The 19,544-nt window shown below is 44.0% G+C and carries 6 protein-coding genes, 3 tRNA genes and 6 rRNA genes; 1 reads left to right on the forward strand and 14 read right to left on the reverse strand.

All coding sequences use genetic code 11. The annotated features are described in order from the left end of the window. Nucleotides 1–10 precede the first annotated feature (10 nt). The 10 genes from pssA to RI845_RS17255 form a co-directional block, all read right to left on the reverse strand. Nucleotides 11–1,354, reverse strand: a complete 1,344-nt coding sequence (gene pssA / locus RI845_RS17210) for a CDP-diacylglycerol--serine O-phosphatidyltransferase (protein ID WP_348387410.1) — start codon at nt 1,352–1,354, stop codon at nt 11–13. A gap of 557 nt (nt 1,355–1,911) precedes the next feature. Further along, a 5S ribosomal RNA gene (gene rrf, locus RI845_RS17215) occupies nt 1,912–2,026 on the reverse strand. A 209-nt stretch (nt 2,027–2,235) separates the two neighbouring features. Continuing rightward, nucleotides 2,236–5,125 (reverse strand): 23S ribosomal RNA (locus tag RI845_RS17220). 478 nt (nt 5,126–5,603) lie between these two features. Next, nucleotides 5,604–7,146 (reverse strand): 16S ribosomal RNA (locus RI845_RS17225). A gap of 1,167 nt (nt 7,147–8,313) precedes the next feature. Beyond that, nucleotides 8,314–8,398, reverse strand: a tRNA-Tyr gene (locus RI845_RS17230). A gap of 34 nt (nt 8,399–8,432) precedes the next feature. Next, nucleotides 8,433–8,547, reverse strand: a 5S ribosomal RNA gene (rrf, locus tag RI845_RS17235). A 152-nt stretch (nt 8,548–8,699) separates the two neighbouring features. Next, a 23S ribosomal RNA gene (locus RI845_RS17240) occupies nt 8,700–11,589 on the reverse strand. A gap of 419 nt (nt 11,590–12,008) precedes the next feature. Beyond that, a tRNA-Ala gene (locus RI845_RS17245) sits at nt 12,009–12,084 on the reverse strand. Between the two features lie 102 nt (nt 12,085–12,186). Next, a tRNA-Ile gene (locus tag RI845_RS17250) sits at nt 12,187–12,263 on the reverse strand. Nucleotides 12,264–12,380: 117 nt separating this feature from the next. Further along, nucleotides 12,381–13,923: ribosomal RNA gene (locus RI845_RS17255) — 16S ribosomal RNA — on the reverse strand. Together the 16S, 23S and 5S rRNA genes with 3 tRNA genes alongside form the textbook arrangement of a ribosomal RNA operon. Nucleotides 13,924–14,750: 827 nt before the next feature. Here RI845_RS17255 and RI845_RS17260 point away from each other — a divergent pair. Continuing rightward, nucleotides 14,751–15,197 carry an RNA recognition motif domain-containing protein gene (locus tag RI845_RS17260; RefSeq protein WP_348387411.1) on the forward strand — a complete coding sequence of 149 codons (447 nt, stop codon included), beginning with the start codon at nt 14,751–14,753 and terminating at the stop codon, nt 15,195–15,197. Between the two features lie 97 nt (nt 15,198–15,294). Here RI845_RS17260 and purD read toward each other — a convergent pair whose 3' ends face one another. The 4 genes from purD to fis form a co-directional block, all read right to left on the reverse strand. Then, nucleotides 15,295–16,578, reverse strand: a complete 1,284-nt coding sequence (gene purD / locus RI845_RS17265; protein WP_348387412.1) for a phosphoribosylamine--glycine ligase — start codon at nt 16,576–16,578, stop codon at nt 15,295–15,297. 29 nt (nt 16,579–16,607) lie between these two features. Further along, complete coding sequence (locus tag RI845_RS17270; RefSeq protein ID WP_348389556.1) at nt 16,608–17,417, reverse strand: class I SAM-dependent methyltransferase; 810 nt, start codon at nt 17,415–17,417, stop codon at nt 16,608–16,610. Nucleotides 17,418–17,546: 129 nt separating this feature from the next. Continuing rightward, on the reverse strand, nt 17,547–19,133 hold the full coding sequence (purH, locus tag RI845_RS17275; RefSeq protein WP_348387413.1) for a bifunctional phosphoribosylaminoimidazolecarboxamide formyltransferase/IMP cyclohydrolase: 1,587 nt from the start codon (nt 19,131–19,133) through the stop codon (nt 17,547–17,549). Nucleotides 19,134–19,253: 120 nt separating this feature from the next. Beyond that, complete coding sequence (gene fis / locus RI845_RS17280) at nt 19,254–19,541, reverse strand: DNA-binding transcriptional regulator Fis (RefSeq protein ID WP_033075879.1); 288 nt, start codon at nt 19,539–19,541, stop codon at nt 19,254–19,256. Nucleotides 19,542–19,544 lie beyond the last annotated feature (3 nt).

Consider the following 19,544-nt stretch of genomic DNA (forward strand, 5'->3'; position numbering starts at 1 on the left):
AGAAGCGGTTTTATAGAAACCGCTTTAATATTCTATCTATTTGGGTCAGTTTAATTTTACGTAACAGCTCTCTTGGCTTATCAGGGTAATCTTGAACTGATTCAATGTCATTGATTGAAGTGACGCGGGTAGTATTCGCTAAAACCCCATTTAACTCCTGCTGCCAGCCTGCTTTAAGCTGTTGGCTTTTATCACAAACCAATAGTCCATTTTCAAGATCCAAGCTCCATGCTCGCGGGTTTAAGTTACTACCGGTAATAAGGTGGTAAGTATCATCAGCAACAACACCTTTTAAATGATAACTGTTCGTCCCATCTAACCACAGGTGTAGATTTAATTGGCCTTTATCTATGTATTGTTGATTACGTTTGATGAAATTTCTCAGCAGCATTTCATAAATATAAGGCACAATTCCGATAGTTGAAAACTTGTCTGGCTCAGAAATATAAAAATCATTCGCTCTTTTATCACCAACTACAATTGTAACCTCTACTCCCCTTTTAAGAGCACGATTTAAATCAGCACTTAATGATTTAGGAAAGTTAAAATAGGGTGTAAACACCACTAAAGAATTTGAAGCGGCTTTAAACACTCTTCTAGCCGTAATATTAAGTTGATTTCCACGTGCTCCTAAACCGACCATTGGCGCAACAATCAAATCAGCTTTAGCTGTAGCTGCTCCTTGTACTTTATATGGTGCATGTTTAATAGACGCTTTCAACTTACTAATTAACGGCTTAATTTGCTTTTTATTTGGCACTTGTGCCTGGTTTAATTTAGGCGCACAACCGCTATGAACAAAGTTAGTATTTAAAAAGTTAACGAAACTGTCTGCGAGGCTGTCGTTATGAAATTTGTGATATCTATCACAACGGTATTTATCGCCAACGTTGAGGTAAATGTCATTGATACTGGCACCACTAAACAACACTGTATCATCAAAAATGAAACCCTTAAGGTGTAATACTCCTAAGAACTCGCGTCGCTTTACAGCTACACCATAAATATCAATACCATGTTCATATTGCTCAGTTAGGTCTATGTATAATTGCCGGTTGCCAAGAGATTTTTCTGCACCAATTAAACCGCGTTGCGCCCGATGAAAATCAACAAATACACGTATATCCAGATCTGGATTTTTTTGCTTAGCCGCAAACAATGCATGCAACACTTCTCTACCCGCTTCATCATCTTGTATATAGAGCGCAGTAATATAAATACGAGTTTTAGCTGTATTGATTAAGTTTAATAACTCAGTTCTATATTGTTTAGCTGAATGTATTATTTCAAAATCGTCAGCATTAAATGGAATAGCATCTTTAAGAGATAGCTTACTTTTGCGGGATAGGATCATCGAATTAGTTTATTTATTATCTATATTTTGATTATAAACGGATTTATAAGGATTGTAATAGTACAGCAATAAAAATATGACTTTAGATAATAAAATGTGAAGTGAGGAGAAGTTATTAGCTGTAATTTAGCCGTTTAGTGGCAGGAGGCCCCAAATCTGGTTACTCGGCAATTGCTCCGGTGTTGTTTTACCTTCTGCATTCTTGAAGTCGTCGTTTGGGATAACTTCATAGTTTGAAACGAAAAAAGCCCCTAGCGTTAGCTAGGGGCTTTTCGGAATTAGGAGCCTGGCGGTTTTGGCCATGGATGGCCTATATAGCAAAATTGCAGGAGCAATATTTTGTAGACCTCGGCTCTGGCATCCTGCTTCGCTCTACCTCCTGCATCCATGCATCCATGCAGTCGTACTCTCACATGGGAACTCCCACACTACCATCGGCGCAACTGCGTTTCACTTCTGCCAGTTTTGATATTAGCGCATGGGATCAGATGGTTATTTTTCAAATAACACAAAGCAAAAAAGGCTATCCGTTAGGATAGCCTTTCTTTTAATTAGGAGCCTGGCGATGACCTACTCTCACATGGGAACTCCCACACTACCATCGGCGCAACTGCGTTTCACTTCTGAGTTCGGCATGGGATCAGGTGGTTCCACAGTGCTATTGTCGCCAGACAAAAACTGTTTCGTTAGAAACACCCTGAACTTGTTTCAGGGTCTCCTGACGCTTATTGTGCATCAGAGTTCTAACGTATTTAGAAAGCTGTATAGATCCTGAAACAAGTTCAGGACGCGTATTAAACCGTGACTTACTCAAGTCGTATTCTTTAATGCGTGATTTTCATCAGACCATACAAACTCAAGCAAAACTGCTTGGGTGTTGTATGGTTAAGCCTCACGGGCAATTAGTATCAGTTAGCTCAATGCCTCACAGCACTTACACACCTGACCTATCAACGTTGTAGTCTCCAACGACCCTTTAGGGGACTTAAAGTCCCAGTGAGAACTCATCTCAAAGCCTGCTTCCCGCTTAGATGCTTTCAGCGGTTATCAGTTCCGAACGTAGCTACCGGGCAATGCCACTGGCGTGACAACCCGAACACCAGAGGTTCGTCCACTCCGGTCCTCTCGTACTAGGAGCAGCCCTCTTCAATTCTCAAACGCCCACGGCAGATAGGGACCGAACTGTCTCACGACGTTCTAAACCCAGCTCGCGTACCACTTTAAATGGCGAACAGCCATACCCTTGGGACCGACTTCAGCCCCAGGATGTGATGAGCCGACATCGAGGTGCCAAACACCGCCGTCGATATGAACTCTTGGGCGGTATCAGCCTGTTATCCCCGGAGTACCTTTTATCCGTTGAGCGATGGCCCTTCCATACAGAACCACCGGATCACTATGACCTACTTTCGTACCTGCTCGACGTGTCTGTCTCGCAGTTAAGCTGGCTTATGCCATTGCACTAACCGTATGATGTCCGACCATACTTAGCCAACCTTCGTGCTCCTCCGTTACTCTTTGGGAGGAGACCGCCCCAGTCAAACTACCCACCAGACAGTGTCCCCAAGCCCGATAAGGGCCCTAGGTTAGAACATCACGCATACAAGGGTGGTATTTCAAGATTGGCTCCACCACATCTAGCGACGCGGTTTCAAAGCCTCCCACCTATCCTACACATGTAGGAGCAATGTTCACTGTCAAGCTATAGTAAAGGTTCACGGGGTCTTTCCGTCTAGCCGCGGGTATACGGCATCTTAACCGCAAATTCAATTTCACTGAGTCTCGGGTGGAGACAGTGTGGCCATGATTACGCCATTCGTGCAGGTCGGAACTTACCCGACAAGGAATTTCGCTACCTTAGGACCGTTATAGTTACGGCCGCCGTTTACCGGGGCTTCGATCATGAGCTTCGCAGAGCTAACCCAATCAATTAACCTTCCGGCACCGGGCAGGCGTCACACCGTATACGTCATCTTTCGATTTTGCACAGTGCTGTGTTTTTAATAAACAGTTCCAGCCACCTGGTTACTTCGACTCTCCTGTGCTTACTCCGCAAGGGATTCACACTAGAGAGCGTACCTTCTCCCGAAGTTACGGTACTATTTTGCCTAGTTCCTTCACCCGAGTTCTCTCAAGCGCCTTAGTATTCTCTACCTAACCACCTGTGTCGGTTTGGGGTACGGTTCCTATATATCTGAAGCTTAGAAGCTTTTCCTGGAAGTATGGCATCAACAACTTCAATTCCGTAGAATCTCGTCTCGTATCTCAGCCTTAAGAAGAACCGGATTTACCTAATTCTTCAGCCTACATACTTTCACATGGACAACCAGCGCCATGCTTGCTTAGCCTTCTCCGTCCCTCCTTCGCAATATATAGAAGTACAGAAATATTAATCTGTTTCCCATCGACTACGCGTTTCCGCCTCGCCTTAGGGGCCGACTTACCCTGCCCTGATTAACATGGGACAGGAAACCTTGGTCTTTCGGCGGGGGAGTTTTTCACTCCCCTTATCGTTACTCATGTCAGCATTCGCACTTCTGATACCTCCAGCAAACCTTACGATTCACCTTCAACGGCTTACAGAACGCTCCCCTACCACTTGAACCTAAGTTCAAATCCGCAGCTTCGGTGCATAGTTTAGCCCCGTTACATCTTCCGCGCAGACCGACTCGACTAGTGAGCTATTACGCTTTCTTTAAAGGATGGCTGCTTCTAAGCCAACCTCCTAGCTGTCTATGCCTTTCCACATCGTTTCCCACTTAACTATGACTTTGGGACCTTAGCTGGCGGTCTGGGTTGTTTCCCTTTCCACAACGGACGTTAGCACCCGTAGTGTGTCTCCCGCATATCACTCATTGGTATTCGGAGTTTGCAAAGGGTTGGTAAGTCGGGATGACCCCCTAGCCTTAACAGTGCTCTACCCCCAATGGTGTTCGTGCGAGGCTCTACCTAAATAGATTTCGGGGAGAACCAGCTATCTCCCGGCTTGATTAGCCTTTCACTCCGACCCACAAGTCATCACCGCATTTTTCAACATACGTGTGTTCGGTCCTCCAGTTGATGTTACTCAACCTTCAACCTGCCCATGGGTAGATCGCCGGGTTTCGGGTCTATGCCCTGCAACTAAACGCGCAGTTAACACTCGCTTTCGCTACGGCTCCCCTAATCGGTTAACCTTGCTACAGAACATAAGTCGCTGACCCATTATACAAAAGGTACGCAGGCACCGGACTAAATCCGGCTTCCACTGCTTGTACGTATGCGGTTTCAGGTTCTATTTCACTCCCCTCACAGGGGTTCTTTTCGCCTTTCCCTCACGGTACTGGTTCACTATCGGTCAGTTAGGAGTATTTAGCCTTGGAGGATGGTCCCCCCATATTCAGTCAAGATTTCTCGTGTCCCGACCTACTCGATTTCACTATTAGGTTGTTTTTGTGTACGGGGCTATCACCCTGTATCGCTGTCCTTTCCAGAACATTCCACTAACGCCCAAATAGCTTAAGGGCTGATTCGCGTTCGCTCGCCGCTACTAACGAAATCTCGGTTGATTTCTTTTCCTCGGGGTACTTAGATGTTTCAGTTCTCCCGGTTCGCCTCAATTAGCTATGTATTCACTAAAAGATACCCAACTTACGTTGGGTGGGTTCCCCCATTCGGACATCTGTGCCTATAACGCCTTTTATCGGCTTAACACAGCTTTTCGCAGATTAACACGTCCTTCATCGCCTCTAACTGCCAAGGCATCCACCACATACGCTTAGTCACTTAACCATACAACCCCAAAAAGTCTTGCAACTTCAAGAATGTCCGGAGACTAATCCGAACTAAGTTATAGGTCTGACATTTTCACGCATTCATAAGAATGTTGACATCTTCATGTCAAACCCACAGTAAACTGTGAGCCTTGAGTAAGAACTAATGACAACACGATAAGAGTTGCCATTAATAATGTTGAGCTGTTGTATAAAACAGCTCGGTGATAGCTAACAAGTTAGCTATCGTGGTAATTCGTACTCTCTATTTCAAGAGCGGGTTTATGATTGGAGGTCATAAACACGAATTACCGGGTTTAATATCAGCTTTCCAAATTGTTAAAGAGTTAATCAACACACGCATTCGGTGCAGATTTTGGTAAAAAACCAAAGGTAAGCTGTGCTTACCTTTGATTTCTTATTCTTTACTTTCGTTATCATGTAATTTGTGTGAACACTCGCAGAGCCTAAGCTCTCATTAAGTTGTCTACTTAAGGTAAGGAGGTGATCCAACCCCAGGTTCCCCTAGGGTTACCTTGTTACGACTTCACCCCAGTCATAAATCACAAAGTGGTAACCGTCCCCCCGAAGGTTAAACTAGCTACTTCTTTTGCAACCTACTCCCATGGTGTGACGGGCGGTGTGTACAAGGCCCGGGAACGTATTCACCGTGGCATTCTGATCCACGATTACTAGCGATTCCGACTTCACGGAGTCGAGTTGCAGACTCCGATCCGGACTACGACAGACTTTCTGGGATTCGCTCCACCTCGCGGTCTTGCTGCCCTCTGTATCTGCCATTGTAGCACGTGTGTAGCCCATCCCGTAAGGGCCATGATGACTTGACGTCGTCCCCACCTTCCTCCGGTTTATCACCGGCAGTCTCCTTAGAGTTCCCGACACTACTCGCTGGCAAATAAGGATAGGGGTTGCGCTCGTTGCGGGACTTAACCCAACATTTCACAACACGAGCTGACGACAGCCATGCAGCACCTGTCTCAGAGTTCCCGAAGGCACTAATCTATCTCTAGAAAATTCTCTGGATGTCAAGGGATGGTAAGGTTCTTCGCGTTGCATCGAATTAAACCACATGCTCCACCGCTTGTGCGGGCCCCCGTCAATTCATTTGAGTTTTAACCTTGCGGCCGTACTCCCCAGGCGGTCAACTTATCGCGTTAGCTGCGCTACCCACAGATCAAGTCTACAGACAGCTAGTTGACATCGTTTACGGCGTGGACTACCAGGGTATCTAATCCTGTTTGCTCCCCACGCTTTCGTGCCTCAGCGTCAGTATTTGTCCAGGTGGCCGCCTTCGCCACTGATGTTCCTTCCAATCTCTACGCATTTCACCGCTACACTGGAAATTCCACCACCCTCTACAATACTCTAGCTTGCCAGTTCAAAATGCAGTTCCAAGGTTGAGCCCTGGGCTTTCACATCTTGCTTAACAAACCGCCTACGCACGCTTTACGCCCAGTAATTCCGATTAACGCTCGCACCCTCCGTATTACCGCGGCTGCTGGCACGGAGTTAGCCGGTGCTTCTTCTGTTGCTAACGTCACAGCTAGCAGTTATTAACTACTAACCTTTCCTCACAACTGAAAGTGCTTTACAACCCGAAGGCCTTCTTCACACACGCGGCATGGCTGCATCAGGGTTTCCCCCATTGTGCAATATTCCCCACTGCTGCCTCCCGTAGGAGTCTGGGCCGTGTCTCAGTCCCAGTGTGGCTGATCATCCTCTCAAACCAGCTAGAGATCGTCGCCTTGGTAAGCCTTTACCTTACCAACTAGCTAATCTCACTTGGGCTAATCTATAGGCGAGAGGTCCGAAGATCCCCCCCTTTGGTCCGTAGACATTATGCGGTATTAGCAGTCGTTTCCAACTGTTGTCCCCCACCTAAAGGCATATTCCCAAGCATTACTCACCCGTCCGCCGCTCGACGCCGAAGTAGCAAGCTACTTCTCGTTTCCGCTCGACTTGCATGTGTTAAGCCTGCCGCCAGCGTTCAATCTGAGCCATGATCAAACTCTTCAATTAAAAAGTTGTTACATATGCATCGACAAGCGATGCTACTCAATGAATTCTGAATGTTTCGTCTAACCAGAAGCTGGTTAAACTAAAACGTACTAATTAACCTATCGCTAGATAAAGTTAATTAATTTGTTTGTGTGTTCATCATCATTAAGTGATTTTTGATACCGAAGTATCTATGTTGTAAATCAATCTTAATGTGAGTGCCCACACAAATTGCATGATAACTAATTGTTAAAGAACCGTTCTATTCGAACGAAGAGCTAATCGCATTCGTTAGTCTCTTTTGCTTCAAACCGGCTAGTAGCCTTGTCTGAAGTGGATGCGCATTGTACGTCATCCAGTGTTGATGTCAACAGTTATTTTAAATTAAATTTAAAAGTTTTGTTGCCTGTTAAATTAACAATTAAGCAATTTAACTTATCAAAACTCTTCGTAGCAACTTGCCGTTGAAGAGGATGCGTATTTTATGTATTTTTCAGATAAGATCAAGCATTAATTTAAATAATTTTCATTTTATTTAATATTGTCTATTCTTTCTACAGCCTTTGTATAATAACGATTAAAAGTTAATCTATCCGTACAAATGGGTTACACATTACGGACTAAAGCTTCTAATAAACTCCAGCTAAAAGAACTTAATTTATCTGGACAAAATGACATTTTAGTCACTAAAAACTTAATAAAATAGCCAGTTTATTTAGTATTTATTAAAAACTATAAATAACCATCACTTTACAGCAAAAAATTAAATTGATTTTTGGGTAATAAAGTGACTTTAATTGCATTTAAATTATAAATGTCTTACCGACTAATTTTATCACCAGCTGCATCTATTTGATTCGATCAACTTTATTTTTATTTTCTTAGACACTTCCCGCTGGTGTTCAAACGCAAAGTATTCCTAGTTGATGCGGCCATAACATCATTACCAAGCTTTATGGTTTAATTTGATGCGAAGAGTTTATACATTAACGATGGAGATCTAAGGGAAAAAGGTCGGACGCATTAAGTACTTAAACAAACACCATATATTGGAGTGTACGTTATGTAATGACAACCAGGTAAGGCTCATCTCGATTGGTTCGGGTGTTATCGCAGCCTGTAACGTTATTTTTTATAAATAAAAGCTGGAAACAAAAAAGCCTGCTCGAAAGCAGGCTTTAAGTATGATGGTGGAGGGAGGTGGATTCGAACCACCGAAGGCTGAGCCGTCAGATTTACAATCTGATCCCTTTGGCCACTCGGGAACCCCTCCAAGATATAACGCTTCGCGTTAATCTAAATTGGAAGCCTGGCGATGACCTACTCTCACATGGGAACTCCCACACTACCATCGGCGCAACTGCGTTTCACTTCTGAGTTCGGCATGGGATCAGGTGGTTCCACAGTGCTATTGTCGCCAGACAAAAACTGTTACGTTAGTAACATCCTGAACTTGTTTCAGGAACTAACGTTAATAATCTAGAAAGCTGTATTAACAACTTACTCAAGTCGTATTCTTTAATGCGTGATTTTCATCAGACCATACAACTCAAGCAAAACTGCTTGGGTGTTGTATGGTTAAGCCTCACGGGCAATTAGTATCAGTTAGCTCAATGCCTCACAGCACTTACACACCTGACCTATCAACGTTGTAGTCTCCAACGACCCTTTAGGGGACTTAAAGTCCCAGTGAGAACTCATCTCAAAGCCTGCTTCCCGCTTAGATGCTTTCAGCGGTTATCAGTTCCGAACGTAGCTACCGGGCAATGCCACTGGCGTGACAACCCGAACACCAGAGGTTCGTCCACTCCGGTCCTCTCGTACTAGGAGCAGCCCTCTTCAATTCTCAAACGCCCACGGCAGATAGGGACCGAACTGTCTCACGACGTTCTAAACCCAGCTCGCGTACCACTTTAAATGGCGAACAGCCATACCCTTGGGACCGACTTCAGCCCCAGGATGTGATGAGCCGACATCGAGGTGCCAAACACCGCCGTCGATATGAACTCTTGGGCGGTATCAGCCTGTTATCCCCGGAGTACCTTTTATCCGTTGAGCGATGGCCCTTCCATACAGAACCACCGGATCACTATGACCTACTTTCGTACCTGCTCGACGTGTCTGTCTCGCAGTTAAGCTGGCTTATGCCATTGCACTAACCGTATGATGTCCGACCATACTTAGCCAACCTTCGTGCTCCTCCGTTACTCTTTGGGAGGAGACCGCCCCAGTCAAACTACCCACCAGACAGTGTCCCCAAGCCCGATAAGGGCCCTAGGTTAGAACATCACGCATACAAGGGTGGTATTTCAAGATTGGCTCCACCACATCTAGCGACGCGGTTTCAAAGCCTCCCACCTATCCTACACATGTAGGAGCAATGTTCACTGTCAAGCTATAGTAAAGGTTCACGGGGTCTTTCCGTCTAGCCGCGGGTATACGGCATCTTAACCGCAAATTCAATTTCACTGAGTCTCGGGTGGAGACAGTGTGGCCATGATTACGCCATTCGTGCAGGTCGGAACTTACCCGACAAGGAATTTCGCTACCTTAGGACCGTTATAGTTACGGCCGCCGTTTACCGGGGCTTCGATCATGAGCTTCGCAGAGCTAACCCAATCAATTAACCTTCCGGCACCGGGCAGGCGTCACACCGTATACGTCATCTTTCGATTTTGCACAGTGCTGTGTTTTTAATAAACAGTTCCAGCCACCTGGTTACTTCGACTCTCCTGTGCTTACTCCGCAAGGGATTCACACTAGAGAGCGTACCTTCTCCCGAAGTTACGGTACTATTTTGCCTAGTTCCTTCACCCGAGTTCTCTCAAGCGCCTTAGTATTCTCTACCTAACCACCTGTGTCGGTTTGGGGTACGGTTCCTATATATCTGAAGCTTAGAAGCTTTTCCTGGAAGTATGGCATCAACAACTTCAACTCCGTAGAGTCTCGTCTCGTATCTCAGCCTTAAGAAGAACCGGATTTACCTAATTCTTCAGCCTACATACTTTCACATGGACAACCAGCGCCATGCTTGCTTAGCCTTCTCCGTCCCTCCTTCGCAATATATAGAAGTACAGAAATATTAATCTGTTTCCCATCGACTACGCGTTTCCGCCTCGCCTTAGGGGCCGACTTACCCTGCCCTGATTAACATGGGACAGGAAACCTTGGTCTTTCGGCGGGGGAGTTTTTCACTCCCCTTATCGTTACTCATGTCAGCATTCGCACTTCTGATACCTCCAGCAAACCTTACGATTCACCTTCAACGGCTTACAGAACGCTCCCCTACCACTTGAACCTAAGTTCAAATCCGCAGCTTCGGTGCATAGTTTAGCCCCGTTACATCTTCCGCGCAGACCGACTCGACTAGTGAGCTATTACGCTTTCTTTAAAGGATGGCTGCTTCTAAGCCAACCTCCTAGCTGTCTATGCCTTTCCACATCGTTTCCCACTTAACTATGACTTTGGGACCTTAGCTGGCGGTCTGGGTTGTTTCCCTTTCCACAACGGACGTTAGCACCCGTAGTGTGTCTCCCGCATATCACTCATTGGTATTCGGAGTTTGCAAAGGGTTGGTAAGTCGGGATGACCCCCTAGCCTTAACAGTGCTCTACCCCCAATGGTGTTCGTGCGAGGCTCTACCTAAATAGATTTCGGGGAGAACCAGCTATCTCCCGGCTTGATTAGCCTTTCACTCCGACCCACAAGTCATCACCGCATTTTTCAACATACGTGTGTTCGGTCCTCCAGTTGATGTTACTCAACCTTCAACCTGCCCATGGGTAGATCGCCGGGTTTCGGGTCTATGCCCTGCAACTAAACGCGCAGTTAACACTCGCTTTCGCTACGGCTCCCCTAATCGGTTAACCTTGCTACAGAACATAAGTCGCTGACCCATTATACAAAAGGTACGCAGGCACCGGACTAAATCCGGCTTCCACTGCTTGTACGTATGCGGTTTCAGGTTCTATTTCACTCCCCTCACAGGGGTTCTTTTCGCCTTTCCCTCACGGTACTGGTTCACTATCGGTCAGTTAGGAGTATTTAGCCTTGGAGGATGGTCCCCCCATATTCAGTCAAGATTTCTCGTGTCCCGACCTACTCGATTTCACTATTAGGTTGTTTTTGTGTACGGGGCTATCACCCTGTATCGCTGTCCTTTCCAGAACATTCCACTAACGCCCAAATAGCTTAAGGGCTGATTCGCGTTCGCTCGCCGCTACTAACGAAATCTCGGTTGATTTCTTTTCCTCGGGGTACTTAGATGTTTCAGTTCTCCCGGTTCGCCTCAATTAGCTATGTATTCACTAAAAGATACCCAACTTACGTTGGGTGGGTTCCCCCATTCGGACATCTGTGCCTATAACGCCTTTTATCGGCTTAACACAGCTTTTCGCAGATTAACACGTCCTTCATCGCCTCTAACTGCCAAGGCATCCACCACATACGCTTAGTCACTTAACCATACAACCCCAAAAAGTCTTGCAACTTCAAGAATGTCCGGAGACTAATCCGAACTAAGTTATAGGTCTGACATTTTCACGCATTCATAAGAATGTTGACATCTTCATGTCAAACCCACAGTAAACTGTGAGCCTTGAGTAAGAACTAATGACAACACGATAAGAGTTGCCATTAATAATGTTGAGCTGTTGTATAAAACAGCTCGGTTGATAAACAACAAGTTGTTTATCGTGGTAATTCGTTGAACGTTTATGATTGGAGGTCATAAACACGAATTACCGGGTTTAATATCAGCTTTCCAAATTGTTAAAGAGTACATTGATACGCACATTCGGTATCTATGTTGGTAAAAAACCAAATTTAAAACATCTTAAAAGATAATTTAAATTTGGTCTTTCTTGTGAAGAAGAGTAAGTAAATGGTGGAGCTAAGCAGGATCGAACTGCTGACCTCCTGCGTGCAAGGCAGGCGCTCTCCCAGCTGAGCTATAGCCCCATTGTTTTACCAATGGTAATTAGCGCTTTTTACAAGGCATGTTATGACGACGTTTAGTGTTTCTTAAACGAGTCATAATATAACGCAGTAAAAACGTTAATTTGGTAGGTCTGGGCAGACTTGAACTGCCGACCTCACCCTTATCAGGGGTGCGCTCTAACCAGCTGAGCTACAGACCTATCATGATGGGTCTGCAACTTAAGTAGTCACGACCTATACTTCTTCATCTTTCGTTATCATACAATTTGTGTGAACACTCGCAGAGCCTAAGCTCTCATTAAGTTGTCTACTTAAGGTAAGGAGGTGATCCAACCCCAGGTTCCCCTAGGGTTACCTTGTTACGACTTCACCCCAGTCATAAATCACAAAGTGGTAACCGTCCCCCCGAAGGTTAAACTAGCTACTTCTTTTGCAACCTACTCCCATGGTGTGACGGGCGGTGTGTACAAGGCCCGGGAACGTATTCACCGTGGCATTCTGATCCACGATTACTAGCGATTCCGACTTCACGGAGTCGAGTTGCAGACTCCGATCCGGACTACGACAGACTTTCTGGGATTCGCTCCACCTCGCGGTCTTGCTGCCCTCTGTATCTGCCATTGTAGCACGTGTGTAGCCCATCCCGTAAGGGCCATGATGACTTGACGTCGTCCCCACCTTCCTCCGGTTTATCACCGGCAGTCTCCTTAGAGTTCCCGACACTACTCGCTGGCAAATAAGGATAGGGGTTGCGCTCGTTGCGGGACTTAACCCAACATTTCACAACACGAGCTGACGACAGCCATGCAGCACCTGTCTCAGAGTTCCCGAAGGCACTAATCTATCTCTAGAAAATTCTCTGGATGTCAAGGGATGGTAAGGTTCTTCGCGTTGCATCGAATTAAACCACATGCTCCACCGCTTGTGCGGGCCCCCGTCAATTCATTTGAGTTTTAACCTTGCGGCCGTACTCCCCAGGCGGTCAACTTATCGCGTTAGCTGCGCTACCCACAGATCAAGTCTACAGACAGCTAGTTGACATCGTTTACGGCGTGGACTACCAGGGTATCTAATCCTGTTTGCTCCCCACGCTTTCGTGCCTCAGCGTCAGTATTTGTCCAGGTGGCCGCCTTCGCCACTGATGTTCCTTCCAATCTCTACGCATTTCACCGCTACACTGGAAATTCCACCACCCTCTACAATACTCTAGCTTGCCAGTTCAAAATGCAGTTCCAAGGTTGAGCCCTGGGCTTTCACATCTTGCTTAACAAACCGCCTACGCACGCTTTACGCCCAGTAATTCCGATTAACGCTCGCACCCTCCGTATTACCGCGGCTGCTGGCACGGAGTTAGCCGGTGCTTCTTCTGTTGCTAACGTCACAGCTAGCAGTTATTAACTACTAACCTTTCCTCACAACTGAAAGTGCTTTACAACCCGAAGGCCTTCTTCACACACGCGGCATGGCTGCATCAGGGTTCCCCCCATTGTGCAATATTCCCCACTGCTGCCTCCCGTAGGAGTCTGGGCCGTGTCTCAGTCCCAGTGTGGCTGATCATCCTCTCAAACCAGCTAGAGATCGTCGCCTTGGTAAGCCTTTACCTTACCAACTAGCTAATCTCACTTGGGCTAATCTATAGGCGAGAGGTCCGAAGATCCCCCCCTTTGGTCCGTAGACATTATGCGGTATTAGCAGTCGTTTCCAACTGTTGTCCCCCACCTAAAGGCATATTCCCAAGCATTACTCACCCGTCCGCCGCTCGACGCCAGAGTAGCAAGCTACCCTTCGTTTCCGCTCGACTTGCATGTGTTAAGCCTGCCGCCAGCGTTCAATCTGAGCCATGATCAAACTCTTCAATTAAAAAGTTGTTACATATGCATCGACAAGCGATGCTACTCAATGAATTCTGAATGTTTCGTCTAACCAGAAGCTGGTTAAACTAAAACGTACTAATTAACTTCATCGCTAAATAAAGATAATTAATTTGTTTGTGTGTTCATCATCATTAAGTGATTTTTGATACCGAGGTATCTATGTTGTAAATCAATCTTAATGTGAGTGCCCACACAAATTGCATGATAACTAATTGTTAAAGAACCGTTCTATTCGAACGAAGAGCTAATCGCATTCGTTAGTCTCTTTGTCTTCAAACTGGCTAGTAGCCTTGCCTGAAGCAGATGCGCATTCTACGCACCTCAGTGTTGAAGTCAACAGTTAATTTCAATAATTTCGAATTTAATTGTTGTTGTTTGTAACTCGGTAATCCTAACCGTAAACATTACAAACTATCTACACCACTTGCCGCTGGTTGCTCTGCAGTAACGTTGCCGTAACTTGTTGAGATTCCCTGTGGAAGTGGATGCGCATTTTAGGGATTTTTGCGCCGCCGTCAACACCTTTTTTCATTTAATTTAAATAAAATTGAATTTAGCTATTTATCGTTCAAATAACACACAACCATTAACACTTATTTAAACTAAGCGGCTAATTATTACTTTGCATGCTTAGCCTTCCCCAATTTACTTTTTCAAACTGGCTTTTTTATATGCAAATAAATTAACTCTAATCTGCTGTTATTATGTACTTTTTATTAGTTGTCCTTGCAGTTTGTTAAAATCTAGTTAACATAGGTTTTGATTAGACAAATTTCGACAACTATTAACAATAAAAATAATCAGGTATTAATCATGAAATCTCCACTTATCCTAACGTCAGCATTTATTGCAAGTGCATTAACCGTAGTTGGTTATCTAGTTTCAGACCAAATTGCACAAGTTAATGCTAACTCTATCTCTATAGGTTTATTTATTGGCGCAATCCTTAGCCCAATGATCATCAAACTAATGTCTGGTAAAGATAGCGGCTCTGGTGATGTAAAAACCCTTTACGTAGGTAACCTTCCATATAGAGCAAATGAATCAGCTGTTCGCAGTTTATTTTCTGAATACGGCTTAGTTCATTCAGTAAGACTGATGAAAGATAAGCAAACTGGCAAAAGAAGAGGTTTCGGTTTTGTTGAAATTGCAGCGTCTGATGCGAGTAATGCCATAAACTCTTTAAACGATACCGAATTTCAACAACGTACATTGAAGGTACGTGAAGCGAAAGAAAGACCAGAGCCAAACCAAGAATAATATTTATACTTTTTAAAAGAAAAGGGCCATTGAATTAACAATGGCCCTTTTTTTACATCAGGGATGATGGAATATAAAGTTGGTTTATACCAGCGCTTTAACTTTCACGAGCAATTGCACGGTAAGCGATGTCAGTTCTAAACTGAACATCTTTCCAACTGATTTGATTCAATAATTCATAGGCTGCTTGTTGTGCCGATGTTACAGTTTCACCTAATGCAGTTGCGCATAATACTCGCCCACCAGATGTTACTATATTACCGTCACTTTCAGCTGTACCGGCGTGAAATGTTTTACGGTCAGTTAATGTATTTATTTCTAAACCTGAAATAACTTCACCTTTACCATATGAACCAGGATAACCACCAGCGGCTAAAACAACGCCAACGGCAGCACGTGGATCAAAGTCGATTGTTGCTTTATCTAACTCACCATTACAAGCAAGTAAACATAGCTCAACTAAATCTGATTGTAAGCGCATCATAATTGGTTGTGTTTCTGGATCACCAAAACGACAGTTATATTCAATCACATTTGGTGTCCCATCAGCTGCGATCATTAAACCAGCGTATAAAAACCCGGTATATGGTGCATCTTCATTAGCCATACCTTCAACCGTTGGCAGAATTACTTCATTCATGATGCGTTGGTGAATTTCAGCAGTAACAACTGGAGCAGGTGAATAAGCGCCCATACCACCAGTGTTTGGACCTTCATCATTATTGTAAGCACGTTTATGATCTTGGCTAGTTGCCATGGCCAATACATTTTTACCGTCTACCATAACAATAAAGCTAGCTTCTTCGCCTTCCAAGAACTCTTCAATCACAACGCGATGACCTGCGTCGCCAAATGCATTACCAGCCAACATGTCTTTAATTGCATCTTCAGCTTCTTGAAGAGTCATAGCAACAATAACACCTTTACCTGCTGCTAGACCGTCTGCTTTAACAACAATTGGTGCACCTTGCTGACGTACGTATGCAATTGCTGGTTCAATTTCAGTAAAGTTTTCATAACTTCCAGAAGGAATATTATTACGTGCTAAGAAATCTTTAGTGAAAGACTTTGAACCTTCAAGTTGTGCGGCTTTAGCACTTGGACCAAAAATAGCAAGACCTTGAGCCTGGAAAGCATCCACTACACCATCAACTAATGGCTGCTCTGGTCCTACAATTGTTAAAGCTACGTTGTGCTCTTTTGCAAAAGCAATTAAGCCTTGGGTATCGTCACTAGAAACTGCGATGTTTTCTAGTTTTGATTCCGTTGCAGTACCTGCATTACCAGGTGCTACAAAGACTTTATTTACAGAGCTAGATTGTGCGGCTTTCCATGCAAGTGCATGTTCTCGACCACCACTACCAATTACTAAAACGTTCATTCATTTTTCCTAACTGAAATATAAAGCGGCTATTTTGCCGGCTTTACAAATTTTAATGTCATGCGATCACTTTCGCCAATGGCCAAGTATTTCGCTTTATCTTGTTCACCCAATCGTAATACAGGCGGTAATGTCCACACACCTTTAGCGTGATCAGCCGTATCTTTAGGGTTTGCGTTTATTTCACTGCTTGCTGCCAATTCAAAACCTGCAGCCTTAGCTAAATCAACGGTTAATTGCTGTGGGAAGTAACCACTTTTGCCATTTTTTTCTAAGCTTTGTGAGGTTGGCATTCTGTGTTCTACAACACCTAAAACACCACCTGGTTTTAACGCTTTGAAACTATCGGCAAAAATTTGCTTTACACCGTCAACTTTCCAATTATGCAAATTACGAAATGTAAGTACCATATCGGCACTGCCGGCAGGAGCAATATCACTCGCTACGCGTGGAGTAAAGTTGGTTAACTCGACTTCACTAAAAACTTCATTTGTTGCTAACTTCGCTTCCAGCTTACGACGAGACTTACTGTAATAGTTATCTTCACCAGTATCTGGGTAATGGGCTCCATAAAGCTTACCAGTCCCCTTTAAAGCCGGAGCTAAAATTTCAGTATACCAACCACCACCAGGTGCAATTTCAACAACTGTCATGGTAGATTTAAAACCAAAAAAAACTAGTGTTTCTTCAGGATGGCGATACATATCACGAGCTTTATTTTTATCACTGCGATGTTCGCCAGCGATTGCTTGCTCTAATTGAGTAGGTGCATGTGCATTAGCCGTTGTTGCAGCCAAAAGTGAAGTAGCTAGAATTGCTGTAGTGAGTAAAGATTTCATATTTTTCATTATTATATCCCTTAAGATTATTTTGCTAGATATGTTATAGCAGAAATAATCATATTAAGGGATAGTAAAAATATTTTCTAACAAAACAAGAGCAAATAAATTTGCTCTTGTTTTGGATTATTAGTGACGGAAGTGACGCATTCCAGTGAAGACCATAGCAATGCCATGTTCATCAGCTGCAGCAATAACTTCGTTATCACGCATAGAGCCACCTGGTTGGATTACCGCAGTAATACCAGCTTCAGCGGCAGCATCTAAACCATCACGGAATGGGAAGAATGCATCCGAAGCCATAACTGAACCAGCAACTTCAAGGCCTTCATCGGCGGCTTTAATACCAGCAACTTTAGCAGAATAAACTCGGCTCATTTGGCCAGCGCCAACACCAATAGTCATATCGTTTTTAACGTAAACAATAGCGTTTGATTTAACAAACTTAGCAACTTTCCAACAGAATAATAAATCACTCATTTCTTGTTCAGAAGGTTGACGTTTAGTTACTACAGTTAAGTCATCTAAACCAACCATGCCATTGTCACGATCTTGAACTAATAAACCGCCATTAACACGCTTTTGTTCTAAACCTGTAGTTTTAGTTGACCATTGACCACATTCTAATAAACGAACGTTAGGCTTAGCTGCAACAATTTGTGCGGCAGCAGCAGAAATGCTTGGTGCAATAATTACTTCAACGAACTGACGAGAAACAATAGCTTCTGCAGTATCAGCATCTAGTTCACGGTTAAAAGCAATAATGCCACCAAACGCTGACGTAGGATCTGTTTTAAACGCTTTTTCATAAGCGCCTAAAATGTTATCGCCTAACGCAACACCACAAGGGTTTGCATGTTTAACGATTACACAGGCAGGTTGCTCAAACTCTTTAACACATTCTAATGCAGAATCAGTATCGGCAATGTTGTTATAAGATAATGCTTTACCTTGAATTTGCGTAGCAGTAGAAACAGATGCTTCTTCAGGCTGTGCTTCAACATAAAAAGCTGCGTCTTGATGAGAGTTTTCACCGTAACGTAAATCTTGCTTTTTAATGTACTGGCTATTAATTGTGCGTGGGAACTTGCTAACGCTTTGTTCTTTATCATTGTAAGCCGGAAGCATTTTACCAAAGTAATTTGCGATCATACCGTCGTAACTGGCAGTGTGCTCATAAGCAGCAATTGCTAAGTCAAAACGAGTTTTATAGGTTAATGAACCGTTGTTATCAGCCATTTCAGCTAGAACACGGTCATAGTCTGATGCGTTCACAACAATCGTTACATCTTTATGATTTTTTGCCGCAGCACGAACCATAGTAGGTCCGCCAATATCGATATTCTCAATCGCATCTTCTAACGAACAATCTTCATTAGCAACAGTATTTGCAAATGGGTAAAGATTAACTACGACAATATCAATTGCTTGAATATTGTTTTCAGCCATTACCGCTTCATCCATATCACGACGAGCTAGAATTCCGCCGTGAACTTTAGGGTGAAGAGTTTTTACACGTCCATCCATAATTTCAGGATGACCTGTGTAATCTGAAACTTCAGTAACAGGGATGTTGTTTTCTGCTAATAATTTAGCTGTACCACCGGTAGATAAAAGATCTACACCTTGTGCCGATAATGCTTGAGCGAACTCAACAATGCCGGTTTTGTCAGAAACACTTAATAGAGCGCGTCTAATAGGGCGTGGAGTATCCATAGTTTTTCTTTACCTTGTATGCGTAATTTTAATTTAAAGTAATATTTTATGGTGAAATTATAAGCCCATAAAACAAGAAAGCACCCGAAGGTGCTTTATAGCAGGCGAACCTGCGTGTTTTTAGTTCATGCCGTATTTTTTAAGCTTCTTACGTAAAGTACCACGGTTGATACCTAGTAAGTTAGCAGCTCGAGTTTGGTTGCCTCGAGTGTATTGCATTACTTCTTCAAGCATAGGCGCTTCGATTTCTGATAATACAAGGTCATACATGTCATCAACATCGTTGCCGTTTAATTGTGATAAGTAGTTTTTAATTGCTACTTTAGCTTGGGTACGTAAAGGTGATGCCTTGGTCTGAGTTTGCAGGTCACCGATAACAAATGGAGAAGTAATATTTTGTTCAAACATAAA

Origin of the sequence: Thalassotalea nanhaiensis, from assembly GCF_031583575.1 — a bacterium.
In the GTDB taxonomy this organism is placed as follows: domain Bacteria; phylum Pseudomonadota; class Gammaproteobacteria; order Enterobacterales; family Alteromonadaceae; genus Thalassotalea_A; species Thalassotalea_A nanhaiensis.